The following is a 20,533-nucleotide window of genomic DNA, read 5'->3' on the forward strand; positions in this document are numbered from 1 at the left end:
AAATTAAAGTATTTCTGGTTCTTCTATACCCTCTGCATTTTCTACAGTTACTTTTGCCATAACTTGTGGCTCATCTGGCATATCATTGTAATCAGTTTTTACATTTGCTATTTTATCAACAACGTCCATGCCTTCTATAACCTTACCAAATGAAGCATATTGACCATCTAAATGTGGTGAATTTTCGTGCATTATGAAGAATTGGCTTCCTGCTGAATCAAAATTCATAGCTCTAGCCATTGATATAACTCCTCTTGAGTGCTTTAAGTTATTTTGGAATTGGTTTCTTGTAAATTCACCTTTTATTCTATATCCTGGGTTACCCATTCCTGTACCTTCTGGGCATCCTCCTTGTATCATAAATCCTGGTATAATTCTGTGGAATGTTAATCCATCATAAAAACCTTTTTTAACTAAACTAACGAAGTTTCTAACTGTGTTTGGAGCAATTTCTGGATATAATTCTATTTTGATTTTTTCTCCAGTTGCCATTTCTATTGTAACTATTGGGTTCATATTAGTAATTCTCCTTTCAAATTTAACTATTTAGTATTATTTACTTAAACTAAAATGTTAATCCTTCTTTGTATAAAATTATATATTATTTCTCTTAACAATGGAATATTGGGAAAATATTTAAAAATAAAAATAAGACAACATAAAGAATCCTAATAACATAGATTCTATTATGTTGCCCACTTAGAGTTCAACTTAATATAATATTTTATAGCTTTTATATAATTCATATTTTCATTTTTAAGCAAAAGTAGTTCCAGCTACAACTCTTGAATAATCAGTATAGTTTGATAAATTCTTAACATTGATTTTTGAAATAATATTCTCTCTTCCCTCTTTATTTATCATATCAGTAAATAAACAAGTTAAGAAAGTTGTTGAAACTCTACCTATACCACCAAAATCTAATTCTACATTTTCATTTAAATTATCTTCAATATAATCTCTTAAGATTATAGCATCCTCAACGTGTATCTTATCTCCTAAAAATTCTCTTACATTTATTTTCATTGTGAAATCCTCCCTCTTTAAGTAACTCCCATTAATCTTTGTTCAAATTTTCTGAAAATTCTCTTTACATTTATTATAATATCAACCCCTCATTAATTTGTCAACAATTTAACAAACTTTTTTTGTAAAAAAATTTCTTAAAATAAAAAATCTACAGAAATACTAAAATAATATATACTAAATTATCACAAATAAAGTTATATGTTATTTCGTATTACTGTAGACCATTAATTGGTTATTTAATTTCTATAAGCTTTTTACTTAACTCTAATATTTTCTTATCTTCTAAGGAATTAAATATATCTAAATTACCTTTTTTCTTTGATTCTGATTCCATATTATTTTCTTCTAATCGTCTTTTTAACTCTCTTACCGTGCCTGAACTTCCATCTATTATGTCTACTTTTTCTCCAACAATATCTTGTATTACATCTTTTACAAAAGGATAATGAGTGCATCCTAAAACTATACTTGAAATTTCTCTATCCATATAAGGATTTAATTTTTCTCTCAAGAAGTTTTTTACATCTTCTCCCTCTAAATCTCCTGCCTCTATAAATTCAACTAACCCTGGACAAGGAAGAGGTATTACTTCTCTATGCTCCCCATATTTATCCATAAGATTTTTGAATTTCTCTTGATTTAAAGTTGCCTTTGTTGCCATTACTATTACTGATCCAGTTTCATGTAACTTTATAGCAGGCTTTAAAGCAGGTTCTATGCCTATTATAGGTATATCTTTATAATACTCTCTAAGATCATGAGCTGCTGCTGAAGTTGCAGTATTACATGCTATTACAATTGCCTTAGCTCCCTTTTTTATTAAAAATTCAATAGCATTAAATGAAAGTGACCTTATCTCTTGTGGAGTCTTCTCTCCATAAGGTGCATGCTTAGAATCCCCATAATATATATAATTTTCATTTGGCATCATTTCTAAGGCTTTTCTTAAAACGCTTAAGCCTCCTAAGCCAGAATCAAAAAAACCTATAGGTGCATTCTTTAAATCATCTTGCATCGCTATCCCTCACTTCTAAGTACTTTATTTAATCTTAAGATAATTTTATAACTTTCTATTAAATAAATCTATTAAAATTCATATTTTACACTTATACTAAAATATAAAATATATTGACAGTAATATTCTATTGTAATAAAATCTTTTTAAGAATATTTACATGACGAATATTTTTGCATAAAAATCATATTATTGTACGTTTACAAACAAATAAAATAACTATTAGTCATAAAAATGAAAGGATGTGAACAGGAGATTATTGCAATTATGTTAATTTATTATAATTGTATTACTTCTAAATAATTATGAATAAAGATTTATTATTTACAATTCCTAAGAAATATCATAATAAAGAAAGTTTAATTTCTATTTTTGAGGACCACCCTGAAATAAAATTTGTATCTTTAGTTGGGGTTGACTTAGCAGGTAATGATACTGACGAAAAAATTCCTTCCAAGTTATTCTTAAAAGATATGGATTCTTTCCTTCATGGAACTGCCGTACAAACAGACGGTTCTTCAGTTGTCCTTCCAGGAATAGCAACTTTAAATAACGCAAAAGTGGATATGATCGCCGATTTAGATTGTAAGTGGTTTGTAGATTACAATTACGACTTCATAGACCCTTTAACTAATAGACCAGTAGGAACACTTAGAATTCCTTGTTTCCTAATCCACGAAGATAAAGCAGTTGACTCTAGACATATCTTAAAAAATTCAATTGACACATTCAAATCAAACATATTCTCATTATTAAAAAAATATCCTGAAACACTAAATGATTTAAATATAAAATTCGATGATATAGATGACCTTTTATTAACATCTGCAACAGAATTAGAATTTTGGGTAAAAACACCAAATGATAAAGCTTTAATTGAAGAACTTTCAACTTCTGAAGTTTTACAAGAACAATATTGGACAAGAACTAAGGGTAATGTTAGAACAGCCTTAGAACAAAGTTTATTATATATGGATGAGTATGGATTTGAACCTGAAATGGGACACAAAGAAGTTGGTGGAGTTAAAGCTAAGCTTACTTCTTCAGGTCAATTTGATCACATAATGGAACAATTAGAAATAGACTGGAAATTCTCAGATGCTATGCAAGCTGCAGATAATGAATTATTTATAAGAACATTAGTTAAAGAAACCTTTAGAAGAAACGGATTAGAAGTAACATTCCTTGCTAAACCAATATCAGGAGTTGCTGGTAGTGGAGAACACACTCATTTAAGCTTAAGCTTAAAATTAAAAGATGGAAGAATTATAAACCTATTTAATCCAACTAAAAATCATTTCTTAAGTAAAATAGGATATGGTTCTATAATGGGTATATTAAAGAACTACGAGGTAATGAACCCATTTATCTCAGCTACAACAGACTCATTAAAAAGATTAAAACCAGGATTTGAAGCTCCTGTTTGTATAGTTACATCTCTAGGTCAAAGCCCTGAAGTTCCATCTAGAAATAGAACTATATTAGCAGGCTTAATAAGAGATCCTCATAATCCTTTAGCAACTAGATTTGAGCTTAGATCACCAAATCCATTTACAAATACTTATCTTTGTATAGCATCAAGCTATATGGCTATGTTAGATGGTATTAAGTATGCTTTAGAAAATAATAAAACAGAGGATGATCTTTTAGCTGAATTATCTAAAAAACCAGGTGAAGAAGCAGATTACCTAGAAAAATCTAGAGCATATAGAAGTGAAGAAGATGTGTTTGAAGATTTCACAGATTCACAAAGAAATGAATACTTTGGTGTAGCTCCTGCTACTGTTTTTGAAAACTTAAGTGCTTTTGATAAATACCCTGAAAAGGTAGAGGTATTAAAAGTAAATTCAGTATTTACAGACAAGCTTATAAATAGTTTCAAAATGGCTACTACTAAGAGATGGACTACAGAAATAACTTCAAGAATAATTCCTTCTTACACAAAAGATATAAGAGCCGCTAAACAACTTCATTGTTGTGATAAAGCCTTAGATCTTGACGTATCAACTTGGATGACAATAAATGAATTAAGACATATAACAATGAAAGATTCTTATCACAGAAGAAGCTTATTTACTCAAATAAAGAATGCTATAAATGAATCTGATTTTGAAAAAGCTTCTGATTTACAAATAAAACTTGATAAAAATATGAGTGAATTAAATGACCTTTACTCAACTTACAAGAAAAATTTATTAGATATATAATAAAAAAAGAAATCAATACTTTAAATTGATTTCTCATACTTTAAAGAAATGACCTTTGTTAATTTCAAAGGTCATTTTATATTCTTATATTAATGATATGTATTTCCTAAACTTATTGAATTCTTGCTTAATATTTCAAAGGAATAATCCTCATAAAAAACAAATGGATTATTATTTATAATTTCTTCTGCTTCTTTAAAATTATTAGCATGGAATATTATAGTTCCTCTATTTCTGAAATATGACCCACCACATAATACATACTTGCTTACAGCTGTATCTTTATACATTTTGGCTTTATGCTCACCTTGGAATCTGTTATCTCCATTAATTTTATAATTTATTTTTACAAACATACCGCTGCTCTTAGTCATATAAATTAACCCCCTAAAATTTGTTATATGCTATTATATTATGTTAATGTCCTATATATTCCTAAGCTGTCTAAAAAAAATAAGAACTTATGTTCCCTCATCTTTTTTAATTTTATAAAACATATGTTCGCTTGTCAAGAAAAAAAAGGGATGTAATCATTCATATTACATCCTTTTTTCTATAAAATTCTTTATTTATATGTATATTTCTCTATTTTTTTACTTATAGTAATTCTTATCTATGCAACCTCTTCTATCTCATGATCTCTTTTATAAAGTCTATCTTTAATAAAGTAAGCTATTTTACAAATAAAATAAGCAATAAATATACCAACTAAATTTATAAATACATCCCCTAAATCAAAGAATCCTCTTTTAAATACATATTGAGCAAGTTCTATATTAAACTCTATAGAGGCAGATAATATAAAGGCTAATACAAAGTTATATTTTCTTAGCACATATCCTATAGGCATAAAGAATATTATATTACCTATTAAATATAACTGCCCTGTTCTATCCCCTCGTAGACCATGTAAAACTGCAAAGGGATCTAACTGGAATCCTCTGGCCATTTTAGGTCTAGCAAATAATAGTATAAACATTGTTCCTACATATAAGCCAAATAAGAATAATTTAAATAGTTTTGAAGTTTTCATTCTAGTTGTTGTTAAGAAAACTTGATATATAAGCATTACACTTGTTAACTTAAAAAAGTTATATATTACAAAACCTTTTTTACCACTCAAATCTATTTTTATAAAAACATCTATGCATTCCTTTACTATTAACTTATAAAATGCCATTGCTAAAAGTACTGAAATTATAAGCAAAATACTTTTTATAAAAAAATTCTTTAATACCCTCTTAGCTGTTTCCATAAAAATCACCCCCAATAATTTATAAATTTTATATTGAATATTAATATTTTTATAGTATAATAACTAAGTGCTTTTTAAAACAAGCCTCTTATATTATTATACTTTAATTTAATCACATGTCTAAAATCAAAAATTTATCCACAGAATTATTTTTTAAAAATTATCCACAGCAATTCAAAATATTTTTTATCCACAAAATAAATAATTTATATTTCTTCACAGTATTTTTCTTTCAAAACAAATTTTAATACACTTTATCCACAAAAATACTACAATTATATTACCATTTAAATTTATATTGGATTTTAATAAGATTTTCTTATTTTAAAAAGGTAATTATGAAATTTTTAGCGTCAAAGGGCTCAGTTAGAATAAATCAATAACTTTTATTAAAATTTATCCACAAAGAAATTATTTTTTCTTAACATAATTTAAAAACTAACTGAGCCCTAACTAAAAGGTAAATTTTAAACAACACATAACTAAAAAGTAGGTTTATTATATGAAAAATATAATTTTCACTTTAAATCTTTAGGTATAAAAAAATAAAAGTCCTATTTAGCTTCAGTTAACCAAAACTAAATAGAACTTATTTTATATTATTAATACTTTATATTAAGTTAAATACTTCTAACTCTCTATTATGTGCTCCTTCTTTTTGTAATTCTACTAGAGCTTTAAGAGTATCTAATGAAGTCATAACTCCTATATTTCTTTCTATTGCCGCTCTTCTTATATGGAATCCATCTCTCTTAGAATCGTTAGCTTTAGTTGGAGTATTTACCACTAAATCTATTTCTTTATTCTTTATTAAATCCATGATGTTTGGAGATTCTTCTCCTATTCTTCTAACTTCCTTAGCATCTATTCCAGCCTCTCTTAATTCCTTAGCTGTTCCTGTTGTTGCTATGAAATTATATCCTAATTTATCTAAATCCTTAGCAAGTTCCATAAATTCTTTTTTATCATGTTTCTTAATAGTAGCTAAGATAGTTTTACCCTTATCTCCAGTGTACATAGAAGCCCCAACAAAGCCTTTGTATAACGCTTCAAAAACATTTCTTCCTACTCCTAAAACTTCTCCTGTGGATCTCATTTCTGGTCCTAAACTTACTTCAACATTAGGAAGTTTTTGAGTTGAGAATACTGGAACCTTAACTGATACTAAATCTGGCTCCTTATAAACTCCTGTTCCATATCCTAAATCTTTTAATCTTTCTCCAAGCATTATTCTCGTAGCTATATCTACTATTGGAACTCCACTTACCTTTGATATATAAGGCACTGTTCTTGAAGCTCTTGGATTAACCTCTATTACATAAAGCTTTCCTTCAAACTCAATAAACTGAATGTTTATCATTCCCTTTATTCCTATGCTTAAGGCTAATTTCTTAGTGTAATCTAGAACATCTTCCTTTATCTTATCTGAAATATTTTGAGCTGGGTACATAGTAATACTATCTCCTGAGTGAACTCCTGCTCTTTCTAAATGCTCCATAATTCCTGGAACTAGAACATCTTCACCATCAGATATGGCATCAACTTCTATTTCTCTACCCATTAAGTATTTGTCTATAAGTATTGGATTCTTGGAATCTTTCTCAAAAGCATTTGTTAAATAGTATGTTAACTCTTCTTCATCATGAGTTATTTCCATACCTTGACCACCTAAAACGAAGGAAGGTCTAACTAAGATTGGGAATCCTAATCTTCTTGCTTCCTCTAAGCCTTCTTCTAAGCTCCAAACTCCTTTTCCCTTTGGTCTAGCTATATTAAGCCTTTCTAATAAATCATCAAATTGTTCTCTATCCTCAGCTAGGTCTATTTGATCTGAAGTAGTTCCTAAGGTAGGAATGTTCTTCTCTTTTAAGAACTTAGCAAGTTTAATAGCTGTTTGACCACCAAATTGAAGTATAACTCCATCTGGCTTTTCTTTATCTATGATGTTTAAAACATCCTCTTCAGTTAATGGCTCAAAATAAAGCTTATCTGAAATACTGAAGTCTGTACTTACTGTCTCTGGGTTATTGTTTATAACTATTGTTTCAATTTCCTGCTTTCTAAGTGCCATTACACAGTGAACTGAAGCATAGTCAAACTCTATCCCTTGTCCTATTCTTATAGGACCTGATCCTATAACTACAACTTTCTTATTATCAGAAACAACTACTTCGTCATATTGTTCATATGTTGAGTAATAGTATGGTGATAAAGCTTCAAATTCTCCACCACAAGTATCAACCATTTTATAAGCAGGCTTTATATGCCATATATCTCTTAATCTGTAGATTTCATCTGGTGAAACCTTTAGCATATCAGCTATTGCCTTATCTGAGAAACCTCTTCTCTTTAATTTTAATAACCACTCTCTATTTAAATCATCTATTGTGCTTTGCTTAAGCTTTTGTTCTTCTTCAACTAACCATCTGAATTTTTCTAAGAAGAATATATCTATTCCAGTTATTTTTGAAACCATATCTATTCTGTATCCTCTTCTTAGCATTTCAGCTAAAGCAAATATTCTCTCATCATCTGGAGAAACTACTCTTTCTCTTAACTCATACATTGAAAGATCTTTAAATTTTTTATGCTCTAATGAATACTTACCTATTTCTAATGATCTTATACCCTTTAAAAATGCTGCCTCAAAATTACTTCCTATGGCCATTATTTCTCCAGTAGCCATCATTTTAGTTCCTAAAGCTCTATCAGCTCCTTGGAATTTATCAAAAGGCCATTTAGGAATTTTTACAACTACATAGTCTAATGAAGGCTCAAAGCAAGCATATGTCATTCCTGTTACTGCATTTTTTATTTCATCTAATCCATATCCTAAAGCTATTTTAGCTGCAACCTTTGCTATTGGATAACCAGTTGCCTTTGAAGCTAAAGCTGAAGATCTTGAAACCCTTGGATTGATTTCTATTACTGCATATTCAAAGGAATGTGGATTTAAAGCAAACTGAACATTACATCCTCCTTCAATTCCTACAGCATTTATTATATCTATTGATGCACTTCTAAGCATTTGATACTCTTTATCTGATAATGTTTGGCTAGGAGCTACAACTATTGAATCCCCAGTGTGTATTCCTACAGGGTCAATGTTTTCCATGTTACAAACTGTGATACAATTACCAAAAGAGTCTCTCATTACTTCGTACTCAATTTCTTTCCATCCTTTAACACTCTTCTCTAAAAGAACCTGTCCAATTGTACTTAATTGTAATCCTGATGTTAATGTTTCTATTAATTCTTCTTCATTATTAGCTATTCCTCCACCAGTTCCTCCAAGAGTATATGCTGGTCTAACTATTACTGGATATCCAATCTTTCTAGCAAAGGCAATACCAGCGTCTAAATCAGTTATTATTTCACTTTGAATAACAGGTTGATTAATTCTATTCATCATATCTCTGAATAGTTCTCTATCTTCCCCTTCCTTAATAGATTCTATGGAAGTACCTATTACTTTTACATTATATTTATCTAAAATTCCCTTTTCATAAAGCTCAACAGCAAGGTTTAACCCTGTTTGTCCACCCATTCCTGCTAAAAGAGAATCTGGTCTTTCTTTCTCTATTACTTTTTCTACGAATTCAACTGTTAAAGGCTCAAGATAAACCTTATCTGCTATTTCCTTATCAGTCATTATTGTAGCTGGGTTTGAGTTTACAAGTACAACTTCAATCCCTTCTTCTTTAAGAGCTTGGCAAGCTTGAGTACCTGAGTAATCAAACTCCGCTGCTTGTCCTATTATTATTGGACCTGAACCTATTACTAAAACTTTTTTTATATCTTTATTTAATGGCATATTACTTCCTCCTTATAGTGCATACTTCATAAACTCATCAAAAATGTATTCGCTATCCTTTGGTCCTGGACATGCTTCTGGGTGAAATTGAACTGAAAATATTGGTAATTCTTTATGTTTCATTCCCTCAACTGTTCCATCATTCATACTTACATGAGTTATTTCCATATTTTCTGGTAAAGTAGCAACATAGTATCCATGATTTTGTGATGTTATATGAACTCTGTTATTTATTAAATCTTTAACTGGATGGTTACATCCTCTATGACCAAACTTAAGCTTCTTAGTTTCTCCACCTAAGGTTAAAGCTAATAATTGATGTCCTAAACAAATTCCTACTATTGGTTTCTTCCCAACTATTTTCTTTATCTCATTTACTGCTTCTCCCATATCCTCTGGGTCTCCAGGTCCATTTGATAAAAATACTAAGTCTGGATTTATTTCTAAAACTTCTTCTGCCTTAAAGTCATAAGGGAATACTGTAACATTACATCCTCTTTTTACAAAGTTTCTAATAATGTTTTGCTTTATTCCAAAGTCGATTATAGCTACTTTCTTTCCTTCCCCTGAGATTTCATATTTTTCATTAGTTGAAACTATTGAAACAGCATCTCTATTTGAGAAAGCTTCTAACTTATCTTTAACATCTTCTAAGTTTGAATTATCTAAAACTATAATTCCCTTCATTGTTCCATTATTTCTTAAGATTTTTGTTAAGGCTCTTGTGTCTATACCATCTAATCCTAAAACCTTATTTTGAGCTAAGTAAGTTTCAAGCTCTAATTCACATCTAAAATTATTTGGATACTGACATTTTTCTCTCACTATGAATCCCCTTACTTTAGGCTCCTTAGATTCTAAATCCTCTAAGTTAATTCCATAGTTACCTATTAATGGATAAGTCATAGTTACTATTTGTCCATAATAAGAAGGGTCAGTTAAAACCTCCTGATATCCTGTCATTCCTGTGTTGAAAACTACCTCTCCAACACACTCCTTTAAATATCCAAAGGCTTTACCTTCAAATACTACGCCATTTTCTAATATAAGCTTTGCTTTCATTTCTAGACCTCCTATTTAAAATCATATTTAAAAAACACACTTTAAAAGGTCTTAATTCCATTGCCATCATTCTAAATGTTATTTAATTAAAAGAAAGAGGTACTAGAGCGATTGCGTAAAAAATCAATCACTCTAATACCTCTTTTTCTCTTTTATATGGAATTGTATTAAAATACAAAGCTATTTCATTTTTTAATTTCATCTGTTTTTTTGCACAACAAAAAATTCTATTTAACATAATTATACCTCTTTCTGGCCTCACGGGACCAATTTAAAGTGTATTTTTATCTTATTGATAAATTCTTATTATCAATTTTAGTTTATTAAATTTATATAGTCAAGTCCATTTTATAAATTTAGCAAGTTTTAACAGTAAAATTTATTTTTCCCACAAAAAGTTAAGGTGCTAGATGTAAAACACCTAGCACCTTAACTTAATTTCAAACCTATACCTACTTCATTGTCCTATTGAAGCAATTATAATTATTATACATATAGAGCATTTTGTCAATGGAATTCATTGAAATTCTATAATTATTTCGTCAATTCTCTACAATTTTTATGATTATTAAATTTTATTAAAGCCTTTATAAAATTCACCTTTAGATAATAAAAAGCATAGTTTAATACTAAATAAAAATTTTATAGGAGATACTTATGGAAATAATTTATCCAAATGATTTTGTTAGATTTTTCAACGAAGATGAAGAAGTAGATGAAGTAGGTGAGTTTGAAGTCTTACCTGAGGATACAGAAAACTCCTTTGAAAGATACTACACTGGTAATGAAGATACATTTAATGATGACTATCCTATGAATTATAGAAATTCTGACAATGATTCTAAATTCTCAGTAATACCACCAGTTATTAAAAATATTCCTGATAATATTGCAAATGTACCTGCTGTTATACAAGACCTACCTTATGCAATAAAGGATATGGGAAATGACTTAATGCATAGCGCACCTGTTGGATATATGTCAAATATGCTTCCTATACCAACTAATTGGCAAAGTCCTCAATCCCCTTCTCCAATGGGACCACCTCCATCTTATATACCATCAAAAAAAGATGCAGGTGTTCAAAATTTTGGTCAAGGAAGTGGAAATCCAAATGCAAAAAATGTTAGTTCTGGCTCTATAAGATTTTGTCTATATAGATTCACTTATATTTGGCAAACTAATGGAAGAAGCTATTGGGCTTACTTAACTAGAGTTGATAGAAGATCAGTTTCTGGATGGCGTTGGGCTGGCTTTAGATGGGTTTACTTTGGAGTTGATTTAAGAAGAATTGATTCCTTTATTTGTTACTAAATAATAAAATATTATTTATTTCAAACTTTTATCCCTTAATCTACTAAAATCTATTTAATTTATTATTTTTCTAAATTAAAAGCCTTTACTAATTAACTTTAATCATTTAAATGTTCTTACTCCCCCTATAATAACATTTTTAAAGTTAATTAGTTAAAGGCTTAATTTTATTTTTAGTATGATACTAATTTTATATAACTAAACTTTCCTATTCTATTTTTAAACTTTTATATTTTAAATTAGAATTTTTTACATTACTCATTTTTAGATAAATTTAAATCCTCAAATTTAATATCAGCTAAAGTATCTTTTATCTTCTCAGAAGAGGATAATTCACCATATTTATCAACTTCTTTGCTATTCTTAATATCATGATTTAAGGAGCCTGGCCCATTTATACATCCACCTTTGCAAGCCATTCCTTCTAAAAAGTTACCCTGTGCTCTTTTTAGTTTTGCTAATCTAAGTTTTATATCACAATCCTTAATTCCATCTCCAAGTATAGATCTAAAATCTACTTTTATCCCTTCGCTATCTATAAGATGTTTAACTGATTCGGTAACTCCTCCACTTCTAGCAAAAAGTCTTCCATAAAATGAACCATGCTTAGTATCACTTTCTTCACATTCGTCGATTTTAATATTCCTAGAGTCAAGTAAAGCTAAAAGCTCCTCAAAGGTTAATACGTAATCAACATCTCCACTAACCTCATTTCTCTTAGCTTCTGTTTTCTTTGCAATACAAGGTCCTATGAATACAGTTTTAACATCTTTATTTTGAGATTTTATTAACCTTGCCATAGCTACCATAGGAGATACAGTATTAGATATACACTCCTTAAGCTCTGGATAATTTTTTTCTATATAAGAAACAAAGGCAGGGCAACAACTTGTTGTCATGAAGTCTAATTCACCTTTTTCTTTAAATTCATTACATTCATGAACAGCCACTAAATCTGCTCCTAAAGCTGCTTCAAACACATCTTCAAAGCCTAATTTTTTTATAGCAGTAATCACTTTACCAATCTTACTATGATTAAATTGAGATGATATAGCTGGCGCCACAATAGCATAAACTTTCTTCTCATCTTTAAGTAATCTTATAACATCTACTAAATAAGATTTGTCCATTATAGCTCCAAAAGGACAATCAACTACACAGGCTCCACATTGAATACATTTTGAATCATCTATGACAGCTTTTTTACTATCAACATCATAAGATAATGCTTTTGGAATACAGGCTCTCATGCAAGGTCTTTTAACCTCAGCTATTGCATTATAAGGACAAACTTCTTTGCATTTTCCACATTCCTTACACTTTTCATAATCAATTTTGCATTTTCTATTATCAAAACTTATAGCTCCAAAATTGCAACTATCTCTGCATTTCTTAGCTAGACATCCTCTACATGCATCAGTAACTATAAATCTATTAACAGGACATTCATCACAGGCTATGTCTATTACTTCTATCATGTTTTCTCTATTTTCATGTCCACCTAAAGCTAGTTTCATTCTTTCTTCAACTATAGCCCTTTCCTTATATATGCAACATCTTACATTAGGTTTTAAATCATCTACAATTTCTTTTGCTATATTAAGCTTTTCTTTGTCTAAAGTGCCATCAAATTCTTTCTCTGCTATCCTTTTTAAAACCTCATATTTAAGAACTTGAACAGCAGTGTCAAACTTTATATATTGCTTGTTAGCATCCTTTATAGCCATAAAACTCCCCCACAAAATAACTATTGTAGCGTAGATATTATATTGAGATTTAAAGAAAATACTATTTATTATTTTTTAGAGACAAATTTATTATCCTTAATATAAAATCTCCATAAAAAATCCCTAGCTTCCTCAGCATAATCTATACCTATTCTCTTTGCTTCAACAATAGGAAAATCCTTTTTAATTAAGGAGTCATCTTCAACATAAATCTCTTCGCTACTAATAGTATTTATGCCATTCTCCCCCTTATCTATTCCTAAAGCCATGCATAATTTTGATGGACCATTAGAAAAATTTTTCTTTTCATAGCTTGATAACTCTTCATAACTCTTCTTATATCTTAATTTACTCATTTCTTCTATTCCCTCTAAAGGTTCAATTCCTCTTATAAGTACTCCTCCTGCCACATCTTTTTCTTCACTTATTAGATTTAAGCAGTGATACATTCCATAAATTATATAAACATATACAGTTCCCGGATCTGCATAAAGAGTTTCTGTTCTATTAGTTCTCTTGCCACCGTAAGCATGAGAAGCTTTATCTATAGCTCCTATATAAGCTTCCGTCTCAACAATCTTTCCTTTTAAAGTAACTCCATTAATCTTTCTAACTAAAACTTTTCCTAAAAGTTCTTTAGCTACAGTTAATGTATCTCTATTATAAAAATCCCTTCCTAATCTCATAAAGCACCTCTTCCATAATTCTCTTTTATAAAACTATTAGTTATACAATTTTATCTTTACTTACTAATTATAATTCTATACAATAACTTCTTAGTTTTATAAATTATTTAAATTTAATAGTAAAAAATATATCTTTTTACTGCTAATAAATTGAATATTAAACCTAAAAAAATATTGAATTAGCATAAAATTCTTAATAACCAAAATAAAAAGCACTTTAACAAAAGTTTAAGTGCTTTTTATTTATAATATCTCTTTTTATTTGATTTTACATAATAATAAAATATTAAAATTTATTTATAATACTTATTACTAAAAATTTTTTTGATTTAATTTTTCATACAAATCTATTATTTCATTTGCTAAATCTTTTAATGTCATAGTAGTCATCAATTGATCCTGTGCATGAATTAATAGCATGGATATTTCTATTTTATTGTCACTAGCCTCATCTTGAATCAAAGCTGTTTGTGATTTATGAGCTTTACCTAATTGTATTGATGCTTTTTCTATTAAGCTTCTAGCCCCTTCTACATCTCCTGCTTTAGCAAGCTGAATAGCTTCCATAGCATAACTTCTAGCTTCTCCACTATGAATTATTAAATCCATGATTATTTCTTTCATTTTCCCATACTTCCTTTTTCATAAATTAAAATCTCTTTACCCTTAAACACCTAAAATATTTCTTTAATATATGAAATTTAATTTTATAAGATTATATAATTTATCTAATTTGACCATTTCCATAAATTATATACTTATTTGTTGTTAATTCCTTAAGTCCCATTGGTCCTCTAGCATGTAACTTTTGTGTACTTATTCCAATTTCAGCACCAAATCCAAATTCTCCACCATCAGTAAATCTTGTTGAAGCATTTACATATACAGCAGCTGCATCAACTCTTTGAAGGAATTTCTCTGAATTAAAATAATTTTTAGTAACTATTGATTCTGAATGTTTTGTTCCATATTTATTTATATGAGAGATAGCCTCATCTAAATCTTTAACAACCTTAACTCCAAGGATATAGTCTAAATATTCTTTTCCCCAATCCTCTTCAGTTGCTAAGTTTATATCATTCACAATTGCCTTAGTTTTTTCACAACCTCTTATTTCAACGCCTTTTTCTTTTAAAGCCTTTATTGCTACTGGTAAAAATTCTTCCGCTATTTTCTCATTAACTAATAGTTTTTCAGCAGCATTACATACAGCAGGTCTTGATGTTTTAGCATTTACTATTATATCTACGCCCATATTTATATCAGCTTCATCATCTATGTATATATGACAATTTCCAACTCCAGTCTCTATTACAGGTACTGTAGCATTATTTACTACGGCCTTTATAAGTCCTGCTCCACCTCTTGGAATTAAAACATCTAAATAATCATTTAATCTCATGAAATCTGTAGCAGTTTCTCTTGAAGTATCCTCTAATATTTGAACTGATCCCTCTGGAAGACTTGCTTCCTTTAAGGCATCACTAATAATCTCAACTATTTTTAAGTTAGAATTTATAGCCTCACTTCCTCCTCTTAAAATAACAGCGTTTCCTGTTTTTAAACATAAGGCAGCAGCATCAGCAGTTACATTAGGTCTTGCTTCATATATTATTCCAACTACTCCTAATGGTACTCTTTGTACACCTATTCTAAGGCCATTAGGTCTCTTAAACATAGATGTAACTTCTCCTATTGGATCATCTAATTTAACAACATCTGCTACAGCATTTGCTATAGATTTTACTCTTTCCTCATCTAATTTTAATCTATCAAGCATTGCATTAGATGTTCCCTTTTCAATTGCCTTTTCAAGATCTTTTTTATTTTCTTCTAATATCTCATCACATCTTTTTATTAAGGATTCACTTATTTTTAATAATCCATTATTTTTTTCATTAGTAGATGCAAATGAAAGTGTGTAAGAAGCTTCTTTTGCTTTTTTACCTTTTATAATAAGTTCATTATTCATTTTTATTCCCCCTTCTTAGCTACAAACATAGTTCCTATATCTTCACCATTTAATATGTCAATTAATATTTCTGGATTTTCTCCATTAGCTAAAATCATATCTATTCCATTACTTGTTGCTACCTTAGCTGCTGAAAGCTTAGTTACCATTCCGCCTGTTCCTCTATTACTTCCAGCTCCCCCTGCACATTCTTCTATTTCAGGAGTTATTTCATAAACTTCTTTAAGCATCTTACTATCCTCATTAGTTCTTGGATCTGAATCGTAGAAACCATCTATATCAGATAATATTATTAAAGTATCTGCATTTACTAAAGTAGAAACTATAGCTGAAAGATTATCATTATCTCCAAAGTTTAATATGTTTTGTATCTCATCTATTGATATAGCATCATTCTCATTAACTATAGGTATAATTCCTTTTTCTAATAAAGTATCAAATGTATTACATACGTTATTTTTCATTCTTTCATTTTCTAGTACATCTCTAGTTAAAAGAACTTGTGCCACAACATGGCTATATTCTCCGAAAAATTTATTATATATATGCATTAAAGCACACTGTCCAACAGCAGCTACAGCTTGCTTTTCTCTTATAGTCTCTGGTTTTTTCTCAAGTCTAAGTTTTCCAACTCCAACTCCAATTGCTCCTGATGAAACAAGAACAACTTCTTTTCCCATATTACATATATCTGAAATTACTCTAGATAATTTTTCTATTCTCATTAAGTTTACACTTCCATTTTCATAAGTTAATGTAGAAGTTCCAACCTTAACAACTATTCTTTTACTATCTTTTAATGCTTTTCTCATTTGTAGGTTTCCCCCTTTTTATTTATAAAAATTATTTTTCCATTAAATCATAAGTATATTATATTCTAATACGTTAAATCATGAAACTACCCATTTATAATTTCTCCACCATTTACGTGTATTGTTATACCTGATATGTATGATGCTTCATTACAAGCTAAGAAAACATAAGCTCCAGCAAGCTCTACTGGTTGCCCTGCTCTTCCCATAGGTGAATTAACTCCAAATTCAGAAACTTTCTTTTTATTCATTGAAGATGGTATAAGAGGTGTCCATATAGGTCCTGGTGCCACAGCATTAACTCTAATTCCATTCTTAACTAGCATCGTTGCTAAGGTTCTTGTCATTGTGGTTAAAGCACCCTTAGTACATGAATAATCAAAAAGTATCTCATTTCCTCTATAAGCTGTAATAGAAGTGGTATTTATTATTGAACTTCCACATTCCATGTATTTAACTGCTGCCTTTGTCATATAGAAAGTTCCAAAAACATTTATTTTAAAAGTATTTTCTATTTGCTCTGGTCCAATATCATCTAAAGTTTTAGAATCATGTTGAACTGCCGCATTGTTAACTAATATATCAAGTTTTCCCCACTTTTCAATGACCTTCTTTACACTTGAAGTGCAGAAATTAATATCAGAAATATTTCCTTTTATAACTAAAGCCTCAGAACCAGCACTTTCTATAAGTTCCTTAGTCTTATTAGCATCCTTATCCTCTTCATCTGATAGATATATTATACAAACTTTAGCCCCTTCTCTTGCATAAGCTAAGGCTACAGCTCTTCCTATTCCACTGTCTCCACCTGTTATTATGGCTACCTTATTCTTAAGTCTTTTTCCATCATTTATATACTGTGGTAAATCATATATTGGTAGTGGATTCATTTCATCCTCTACTCCAGGATGAATACTTTGATTTTGAACTGGAAATGTTGTTGGGAATAATTTTTCATTACTCATAAATAATTTCCTCCTTAAAAACTTTATTTTAAATTTAATTATTTATAAGCTTATTATTCTCAATTATTTTTTACTTATAGCTTTATTTTGTATTTTCTTTACTATCTTTGCATTTAAAGTCGTGGGAGACACTTTAGATAAAAATACTAATACCTTATTCATAATCCCAGGAATACATATTGCCTTATTGTTCATCAAAGCCTTATAACCATATTCAGCCACTTCTTTGGCACTCATTGCTACATCTAAATCTCCCTTTCCAGCTCTCTTAGAAAAGTTCGTCTTAGTAGCTCCCGGGCAAAGGGTAACCACATTAATTCCTTTATCCTTAACTTCTTCTCTTAATGCCTGAGAAAATGATAAAACATATGCTTTACTAGCGTAATAAACTGATATTAATGGGCCTGGTTGATATGCTCCAGTAGAAGCAACATTTAAAATTCTCCCTTCCTTTTGATCTAGCATATCTTTTAAAATAAGCTTAGTTAATTTGGTTAAACTTATAATATTTACATTGATTATATCTAATTGCTTTTGCCAATCTATTTCATTAAATTCTCCATTTAATCCTATACCAGCATTATTTATTAATATATCTACTCTTCCTACCTCAGTTTTAATTTTCTCATATAAGATATCTATGTCTTCACTTAAACTAAAATCAACTTTATATATGTAAGCACTTACATATTTTTTCTTTGAAAACTCTTCTAACTCTATTAATTTTTCTAAATTTCTTCCTACCAATATTACATTATAATGATTTTCCATAAATATTTTTGAAAATTCATATCCAATTCCACTAGTAGCCCCTGTTATTAAAACTGTTTTTTTCATAAAAATTCCCTTCTTATAAATAAATCCTTAATAAAACATTTATTATGTTTTTTGCTAATATGTCAAGTTTTTTTCTGTAAACCTTTATTTAAAAAACCTTTATTAAACGTTTAACATATGATATAATAACATTTGCATCAATAGATGTGGGAGGGTGAGGGAGATATTTTTGAAAAGGAGAAAGGATGAATAACTTTTTTAAACTTAAAGAACATGAAACAAATATAAGAACAGAATTACTTGCTGGTCTTACCTCATTTTTTGCTGCAGTTTATATAATTGTAGTAAATGCTAGCATACTTAGTGATGGTGGAGTATCTATGGAACCACTTATAATAGCTACAGTATTAGCATCATTAATTGGATGTGTACTAGTTGCACTTTTAAGTAATGCTCCTCTTATTATAATGCCTGGTATGGGTATTAATGCACTATTTACTTATACCATAGTAAATACTATGGGACTTACATTCCAACAAGCTTTAGCAGCTGTTATAGTAGCTGGTATTTTGTTTATTGTGGTAGCGGTTACACCTTTAGCAGATATGTTAACTAGTTCAATACCAACCTCATTAAAAGAAGCAATAACAGTTGGAATTGGTATTTTTATTACTTTCTTAGGATTACAAAAGGCTGGCTTAATAGTAGGAGATGCCTCAACACTTGTTAAATTAGGTGATATTTCATCTAAAGAAGTTATAGTATTCTTCATAACTATGATACTAATGCTAGTTTTATTTATAAAAGATGTACCAGGTTCATTCTTAATAGGAATTTTATCTGGAACAATTATATCAATGTTATTTGGAATTGTTGATTTATCAAATTTTCAATTCTCATTACCTAATTTCAGTGAATATAAACAAGTTTTCTTATCAGCTAATTTTAGTGGAATAACTTCAATTTCATTTTGGATTGCAACCTTCTCACTAACTTTAGTCCTAGTATTTGAAAACATTGGTTTACTTCATGGACAAATTGATGGTATGTTAAAACAACCAAGTAAAAGACAAAGAGCTCTTAACGCTGTTGCCTTTACTACTATAATTTGTGGTATCTGTGGTACTAGTCCTTCAGTTTCAACTGTAGAAGGTAGTGCAGGAATAGCAGCAGGTGGTAAAACAGGATTAACTTCTATATTTACAGGATTTTTATTTTTAATATCAATCTTCTTTATACCAGTTATATCACTTATTCCAAACTCAGCAATAGCTCCAGTCTTAATAATAATTGGAGGCTTAATGATTCAAAATATAGTTTCAATAAACTTTGAAGACTTCACTGAATCATTCCCAGCATTCCTTACTTTAACTATAATACCTTTAACATTTAGTATAGTTGATGGTATTGCTTTTGGATTTATAGCTTATCCTATTTGTAAGTTAGCAACAAAGAAGTATAAAGATGTATCTATCCCTATGTACGTTATATCAGCAATCTTTTTAGTATATTTTGTACTTCACGCTACACAAATATAGCTTTAAATTATAAATTAAACTCCCTTATTAATATCAATAAGGGAGTTTTTTTATATACTGATTATATATATTAAATTAGGAGTTAATTTTATGGAACTATTTAACTTACCTCCTGACCAACTGAATCTTCTTTGTATTTTAATAGCAAAAGATTACTCTACTAGATATAATGCTGATGAACTCAATGTTTTAGGTGATTTTCTTATTGCCTTAGGTTCTAACATAGTTGTATACTCTGCTAGCTTTTCCTATTTTGATAATTTAAGAGCTCAATCAAATAACTCAATTAATAATTCAAACAATATAAATAAAGACTAACACAGCTGTGTTAGTCTTCATTTATATAATTAATAATATATC

Annotated in this window: 18 protein-coding genes; 4 read left to right on the top strand and 14 right to left on the bottom strand. The window is 29.2% G+C overall.

The window, feature by feature from the left end; genetic code table 11:
• Positions 1 to 3: 3 nt before the first annotated feature.
• The 3 genes from CPF_RS14135 to murI all read right to left on the bottom strand — a co-directional run bounded on the left by CPF_RS14135 (position 4) and on the right by murI (position 2,044).
• On the bottom strand, positions 4 to 516 hold the full coding sequence (locus tag CPF_RS14135; protein ID WP_003456782.1) for a peptidylprolyl isomerase: 513 nt from the start codon (positions 514 to 516) through the stop codon (positions 4 to 6).
• A 240-nt stretch (positions 517 to 756) separates the two neighbouring features.
• Complete coding sequence (locus CPF_RS14140; protein ID WP_003450538.1) at positions 757 to 1,026, bottom strand: STAS-like domain-containing protein; 270 nt, start codon at positions 1,024 to 1,026, stop codon at positions 757 to 759.
• Positions 1,027 to 1,261: 235 nt separating this feature from the next.
• Entirely contained in the window at positions 1,262 to 2,044 is a 783-nt protein-coding gene (gene murI / locus CPF_RS14145; RefSeq protein WP_003456846.1) for a glutamate racemase, read from the bottom strand.
• Between the two features lie 305 nt (positions 2,045 to 2,349).
• On the opposite strand from murI, the gene CPF_RS14150 reads away from it, so the two are divergent.
• On the top strand, positions 2,350 to 4,251 hold the full coding sequence (locus CPF_RS14150; protein WP_003456676.1) for a glutamine synthetase: 1,902 nt from the start codon (positions 2,350 to 2,352) through the stop codon (positions 4,249 to 4,251).
• A gap of 89 nt (positions 4,252 to 4,340) precedes the next feature.
• Here the strand turns inward: CPF_RS14150 and CPF_RS14155 are convergent, their stop codons facing one another.
• The 4 genes from CPF_RS14155 to CPF_RS14170 form a co-directional block, all read right to left on the bottom strand.
• A complete protein-coding gene (locus CPF_RS14155; protein WP_003456707.1) occupies positions 4,341 to 4,625 on the bottom strand; it encodes a hypothetical protein in 285 nt (94 codons plus the stop codon).
• A 239-nt stretch (positions 4,626 to 4,864) separates the two neighbouring features.
• Entirely contained in the window at positions 4,865 to 5,506 is a 642-nt protein-coding gene (locus CPF_RS14160; protein WP_003450676.1) for a VanZ family protein, read from the bottom strand.
• A 610-nt stretch (positions 5,507 to 6,116) separates the two neighbouring features.
• On the bottom strand, positions 6,117 to 9,320 hold the full coding sequence (carB, locus tag CPF_RS14165; RefSeq protein WP_003456883.1) for a carbamoyl-phosphate synthase large subunit: 3,204 nt from the start codon (positions 9,318 to 9,320) through the stop codon (positions 6,117 to 6,119).
• Between the two features lie 12 nt (positions 9,321 to 9,332).
• Entirely contained in the window at positions 9,333 to 10,382 is a 1,050-nt protein-coding gene (locus CPF_RS14170; RefSeq protein ID WP_003450627.1) for a carbamoyl phosphate synthase small subunit, read from the bottom strand.
• Between the two features lie 657 nt (positions 10,383 to 11,039).
• Between CPF_RS14170 and CPF_RS14175 the strand changes: the two genes are divergently transcribed.
• A complete protein-coding gene (locus CPF_RS14175) occupies positions 11,040 to 11,696 on the top strand; it encodes a hypothetical protein (RefSeq protein ID WP_003462951.1) in 657 nt (218 codons plus the stop codon).
• A gap of 254 nt (positions 11,697 to 11,950) precedes the next feature.
• On the opposite strand, the gene CPF_RS14180 is transcribed toward CPF_RS14175, so the two are convergent.
• The 7 genes from CPF_RS14180 to CPF_RS14210 form a co-directional block, all read right to left on the bottom strand.
• Positions 11,951 to 13,423, bottom strand: coding sequence for a 4Fe-4S dicluster domain-containing protein (locus tag CPF_RS14180; RefSeq protein WP_011591170.1), 1,473 nt, complete (start codon positions 13,421 to 13,423; stop codon positions 11,951 to 11,953).
• A 68-nt stretch (positions 13,424 to 13,491) separates the two neighbouring features.
• Positions 13,492 to 14,109: a DNA-3-methyladenine glycosylase gene (locus CPF_RS14185; protein WP_011591171.1), complete on the bottom strand. Its 618-nt coding sequence runs from the start codon at positions 14,107 to 14,109 to the stop codon at positions 13,492 to 13,494.
• A 312-nt stretch (positions 14,110 to 14,421) separates the two neighbouring features.
• Positions 14,422 to 14,733 (bottom strand): PTS lactose/cellobiose transporter subunit IIA, encoded by a 312-nt coding sequence (locus tag CPF_RS14190; RefSeq protein WP_003462970.1) that lies wholly within the window; start codon positions 14,731 to 14,733, stop codon positions 14,422 to 14,424.
• Between the two features lie 100 nt (positions 14,734 to 14,833).
• Positions 14,834 to 16,081, bottom strand: coding sequence for a glutamate-5-semialdehyde dehydrogenase (locus tag CPF_RS14195; RefSeq protein ID WP_011591172.1), 1,248 nt, complete (start codon positions 16,079 to 16,081; stop codon positions 14,834 to 14,836).
• A 2-nt stretch (positions 16,082 to 16,083) separates the two neighbouring features.
• The gene (gene proB, locus CPF_RS14200) at positions 16,084 to 16,893 is read right to left on the bottom strand and encodes a glutamate 5-kinase (RefSeq protein WP_003450599.1); all 810 of its coding nucleotides are present in this window, start codon (positions 16,891 to 16,893) and stop codon (positions 16,084 to 16,086) included.
• 86 nt (positions 16,894 to 16,979) lie between these two features.
• A complete protein-coding gene (locus tag CPF_RS14205; protein ID WP_011591173.1) occupies positions 16,980 to 17,858 on the bottom strand; it encodes an SDR family oxidoreductase in 879 nt (292 codons plus the stop codon).
• A gap of 63 nt (positions 17,859 to 17,921) precedes the next feature.
• Positions 17,922 to 18,695: an SDR family NAD(P)-dependent oxidoreductase gene (locus tag CPF_RS14210; protein ID WP_011591174.1), complete on the bottom strand. Its 774-nt coding sequence runs from the start codon at positions 18,693 to 18,695 to the stop codon at positions 17,922 to 17,924.
• Positions 18,696 to 18,880: 185 nt separating this feature from the next.
• On the opposite strand from CPF_RS14210, the gene CPF_RS14215 reads away from it, so the two are divergent.
• Both CPF_RS14215 and CPF_RS14220 read left to right on the top strand, forming a co-directional pair.
• On the top strand, positions 18,881 to 20,173 hold the full coding sequence (locus CPF_RS14215) for an NCS2 family permease (RefSeq protein ID WP_003450694.1): 1,293 nt from the start codon (positions 18,881 to 18,883) through the stop codon (positions 20,171 to 20,173).
• A 90-nt stretch (positions 20,174 to 20,263) separates the two neighbouring features.
• Positions 20,264 to 20,491, top strand: coding sequence for a hypothetical protein (locus CPF_RS14220; protein WP_003450671.1), 228 nt, complete (start codon positions 20,264 to 20,266; stop codon positions 20,489 to 20,491).
• Positions 20,492 to 20,533: the final 42 nt, after the last annotated feature.

The sequence above is a fragment of the Clostridium perfringens ATCC 13124 genome (assembly GCF_000013285.1).
GTDB lineage: Bacteria > Bacillota > Clostridia > Clostridiales > Clostridiaceae > Sarcina > Sarcina perfringens.

Excerpts from the sequence above, each read along its gene's own strand:
- CPF_RS14220 (WP_003450671.1), top strand. The coding sequence starts at position 20,264 with ATGGAACTATTTAACTTACCTCCTGACCAACTGAATCTTCTTTGTATT.
- murI (WP_003456846.1), bottom strand. The coding sequence starts at position 2,044 with ATGCAAGATGATTTAAAGAATGCACCTATAGGTTTTTTTGATTCTGGC.
- CPF_RS14190 (WP_003462970.1), bottom strand. The coding sequence starts at position 14,733 with ATGAAAGAAATAATCATGGATTTAATAATTCATAGTGGAGAAGCTAGA.
- carB (WP_003456883.1), bottom strand. The coding sequence starts at position 9,320 with ATGCCATTAAATAAAGATATAAAAAAAGTTTTAGTAATAGGTTCAGGT.
- CPF_RS14195 (WP_011591172.1), bottom strand. The coding sequence starts at position 16,081 with ATGAATAATGAACTTATTATAAAAGGTAAAAAAGCAAAAGAAGCTTCT.
- proB (WP_003450599.1), bottom strand. The coding sequence starts at position 16,893 with ATGAGAAAAGCATTAAAAGATAGTAAAAGAATAGTTGTTAAGGTTGGA.
- CPF_RS14140 (WP_003450538.1), bottom strand. The coding sequence starts at position 1,026 with ATGAAAATAAATGTAAGAGAATTTTTAGGAGATAAGATACACGTTGAG.
- CPF_RS14210 (WP_011591174.1), bottom strand. The coding sequence starts at position 18,695 with ATGAAAAAAACAGTTTTAATAACAGGGGCTACTAGTGGAATTGGATAT.
- CPF_RS14155 (WP_003456707.1), bottom strand. The coding sequence starts at position 4,625 with ATGACTAAGAGCAGCGGTATGTTTGTAAAAATAAATTATAAAATTAAT.
- CPF_RS14215 (WP_003450694.1), top strand. The coding sequence starts at position 18,881 with ATGAATAACTTTTTTAAACTTAAAGAACATGAAACAAATATAAGAACA.
- CPF_RS14150 (WP_003456676.1), top strand. The coding sequence starts at position 2,350 with ATGAATAAAGATTTATTATTTACAATTCCTAAGAAATATCATAATAAA.
- CPF_RS14205 (WP_011591173.1), bottom strand. The coding sequence starts at position 17,858 with ATGAGTAATGAAAAATTATTCCCAACAACATTTCCAGTTCAAAATCAA.
- CPF_RS14185 (WP_011591171.1), bottom strand. The coding sequence starts at position 14,109 with ATGAGATTAGGAAGGGATTTTTATAATAGAGATACATTAACTGTAGCT.
- CPF_RS14170 (WP_003450627.1), bottom strand. The coding sequence starts at position 10,382 with ATGAAAGCAAAGCTTATATTAGAAAATGGCGTAGTATTTGAAGGTAAA.
- CPF_RS14135 (WP_003456782.1), bottom strand. The coding sequence starts at position 516 with ATGAACCCAATAGTTACAATAGAAATGGCAACTGGAGAAAAAATCAAA.
- CPF_RS14160 (WP_003450676.1), bottom strand. The coding sequence starts at position 5,506 with ATGGAAACAGCTAAGAGGGTATTAAAGAATTTTTTTATAAAAAGTATT.
- CPF_RS14180 (WP_011591170.1), bottom strand. The coding sequence starts at position 13,423 with ATGGCTATAAAGGATGCTAACAAGCAATATATAAAGTTTGACACTGCT.
- CPF_RS14175 (WP_003462951.1), top strand. The coding sequence starts at position 11,040 with ATGGAAATAATTTATCCAAATGATTTTGTTAGATTTTTCAACGAAGAT.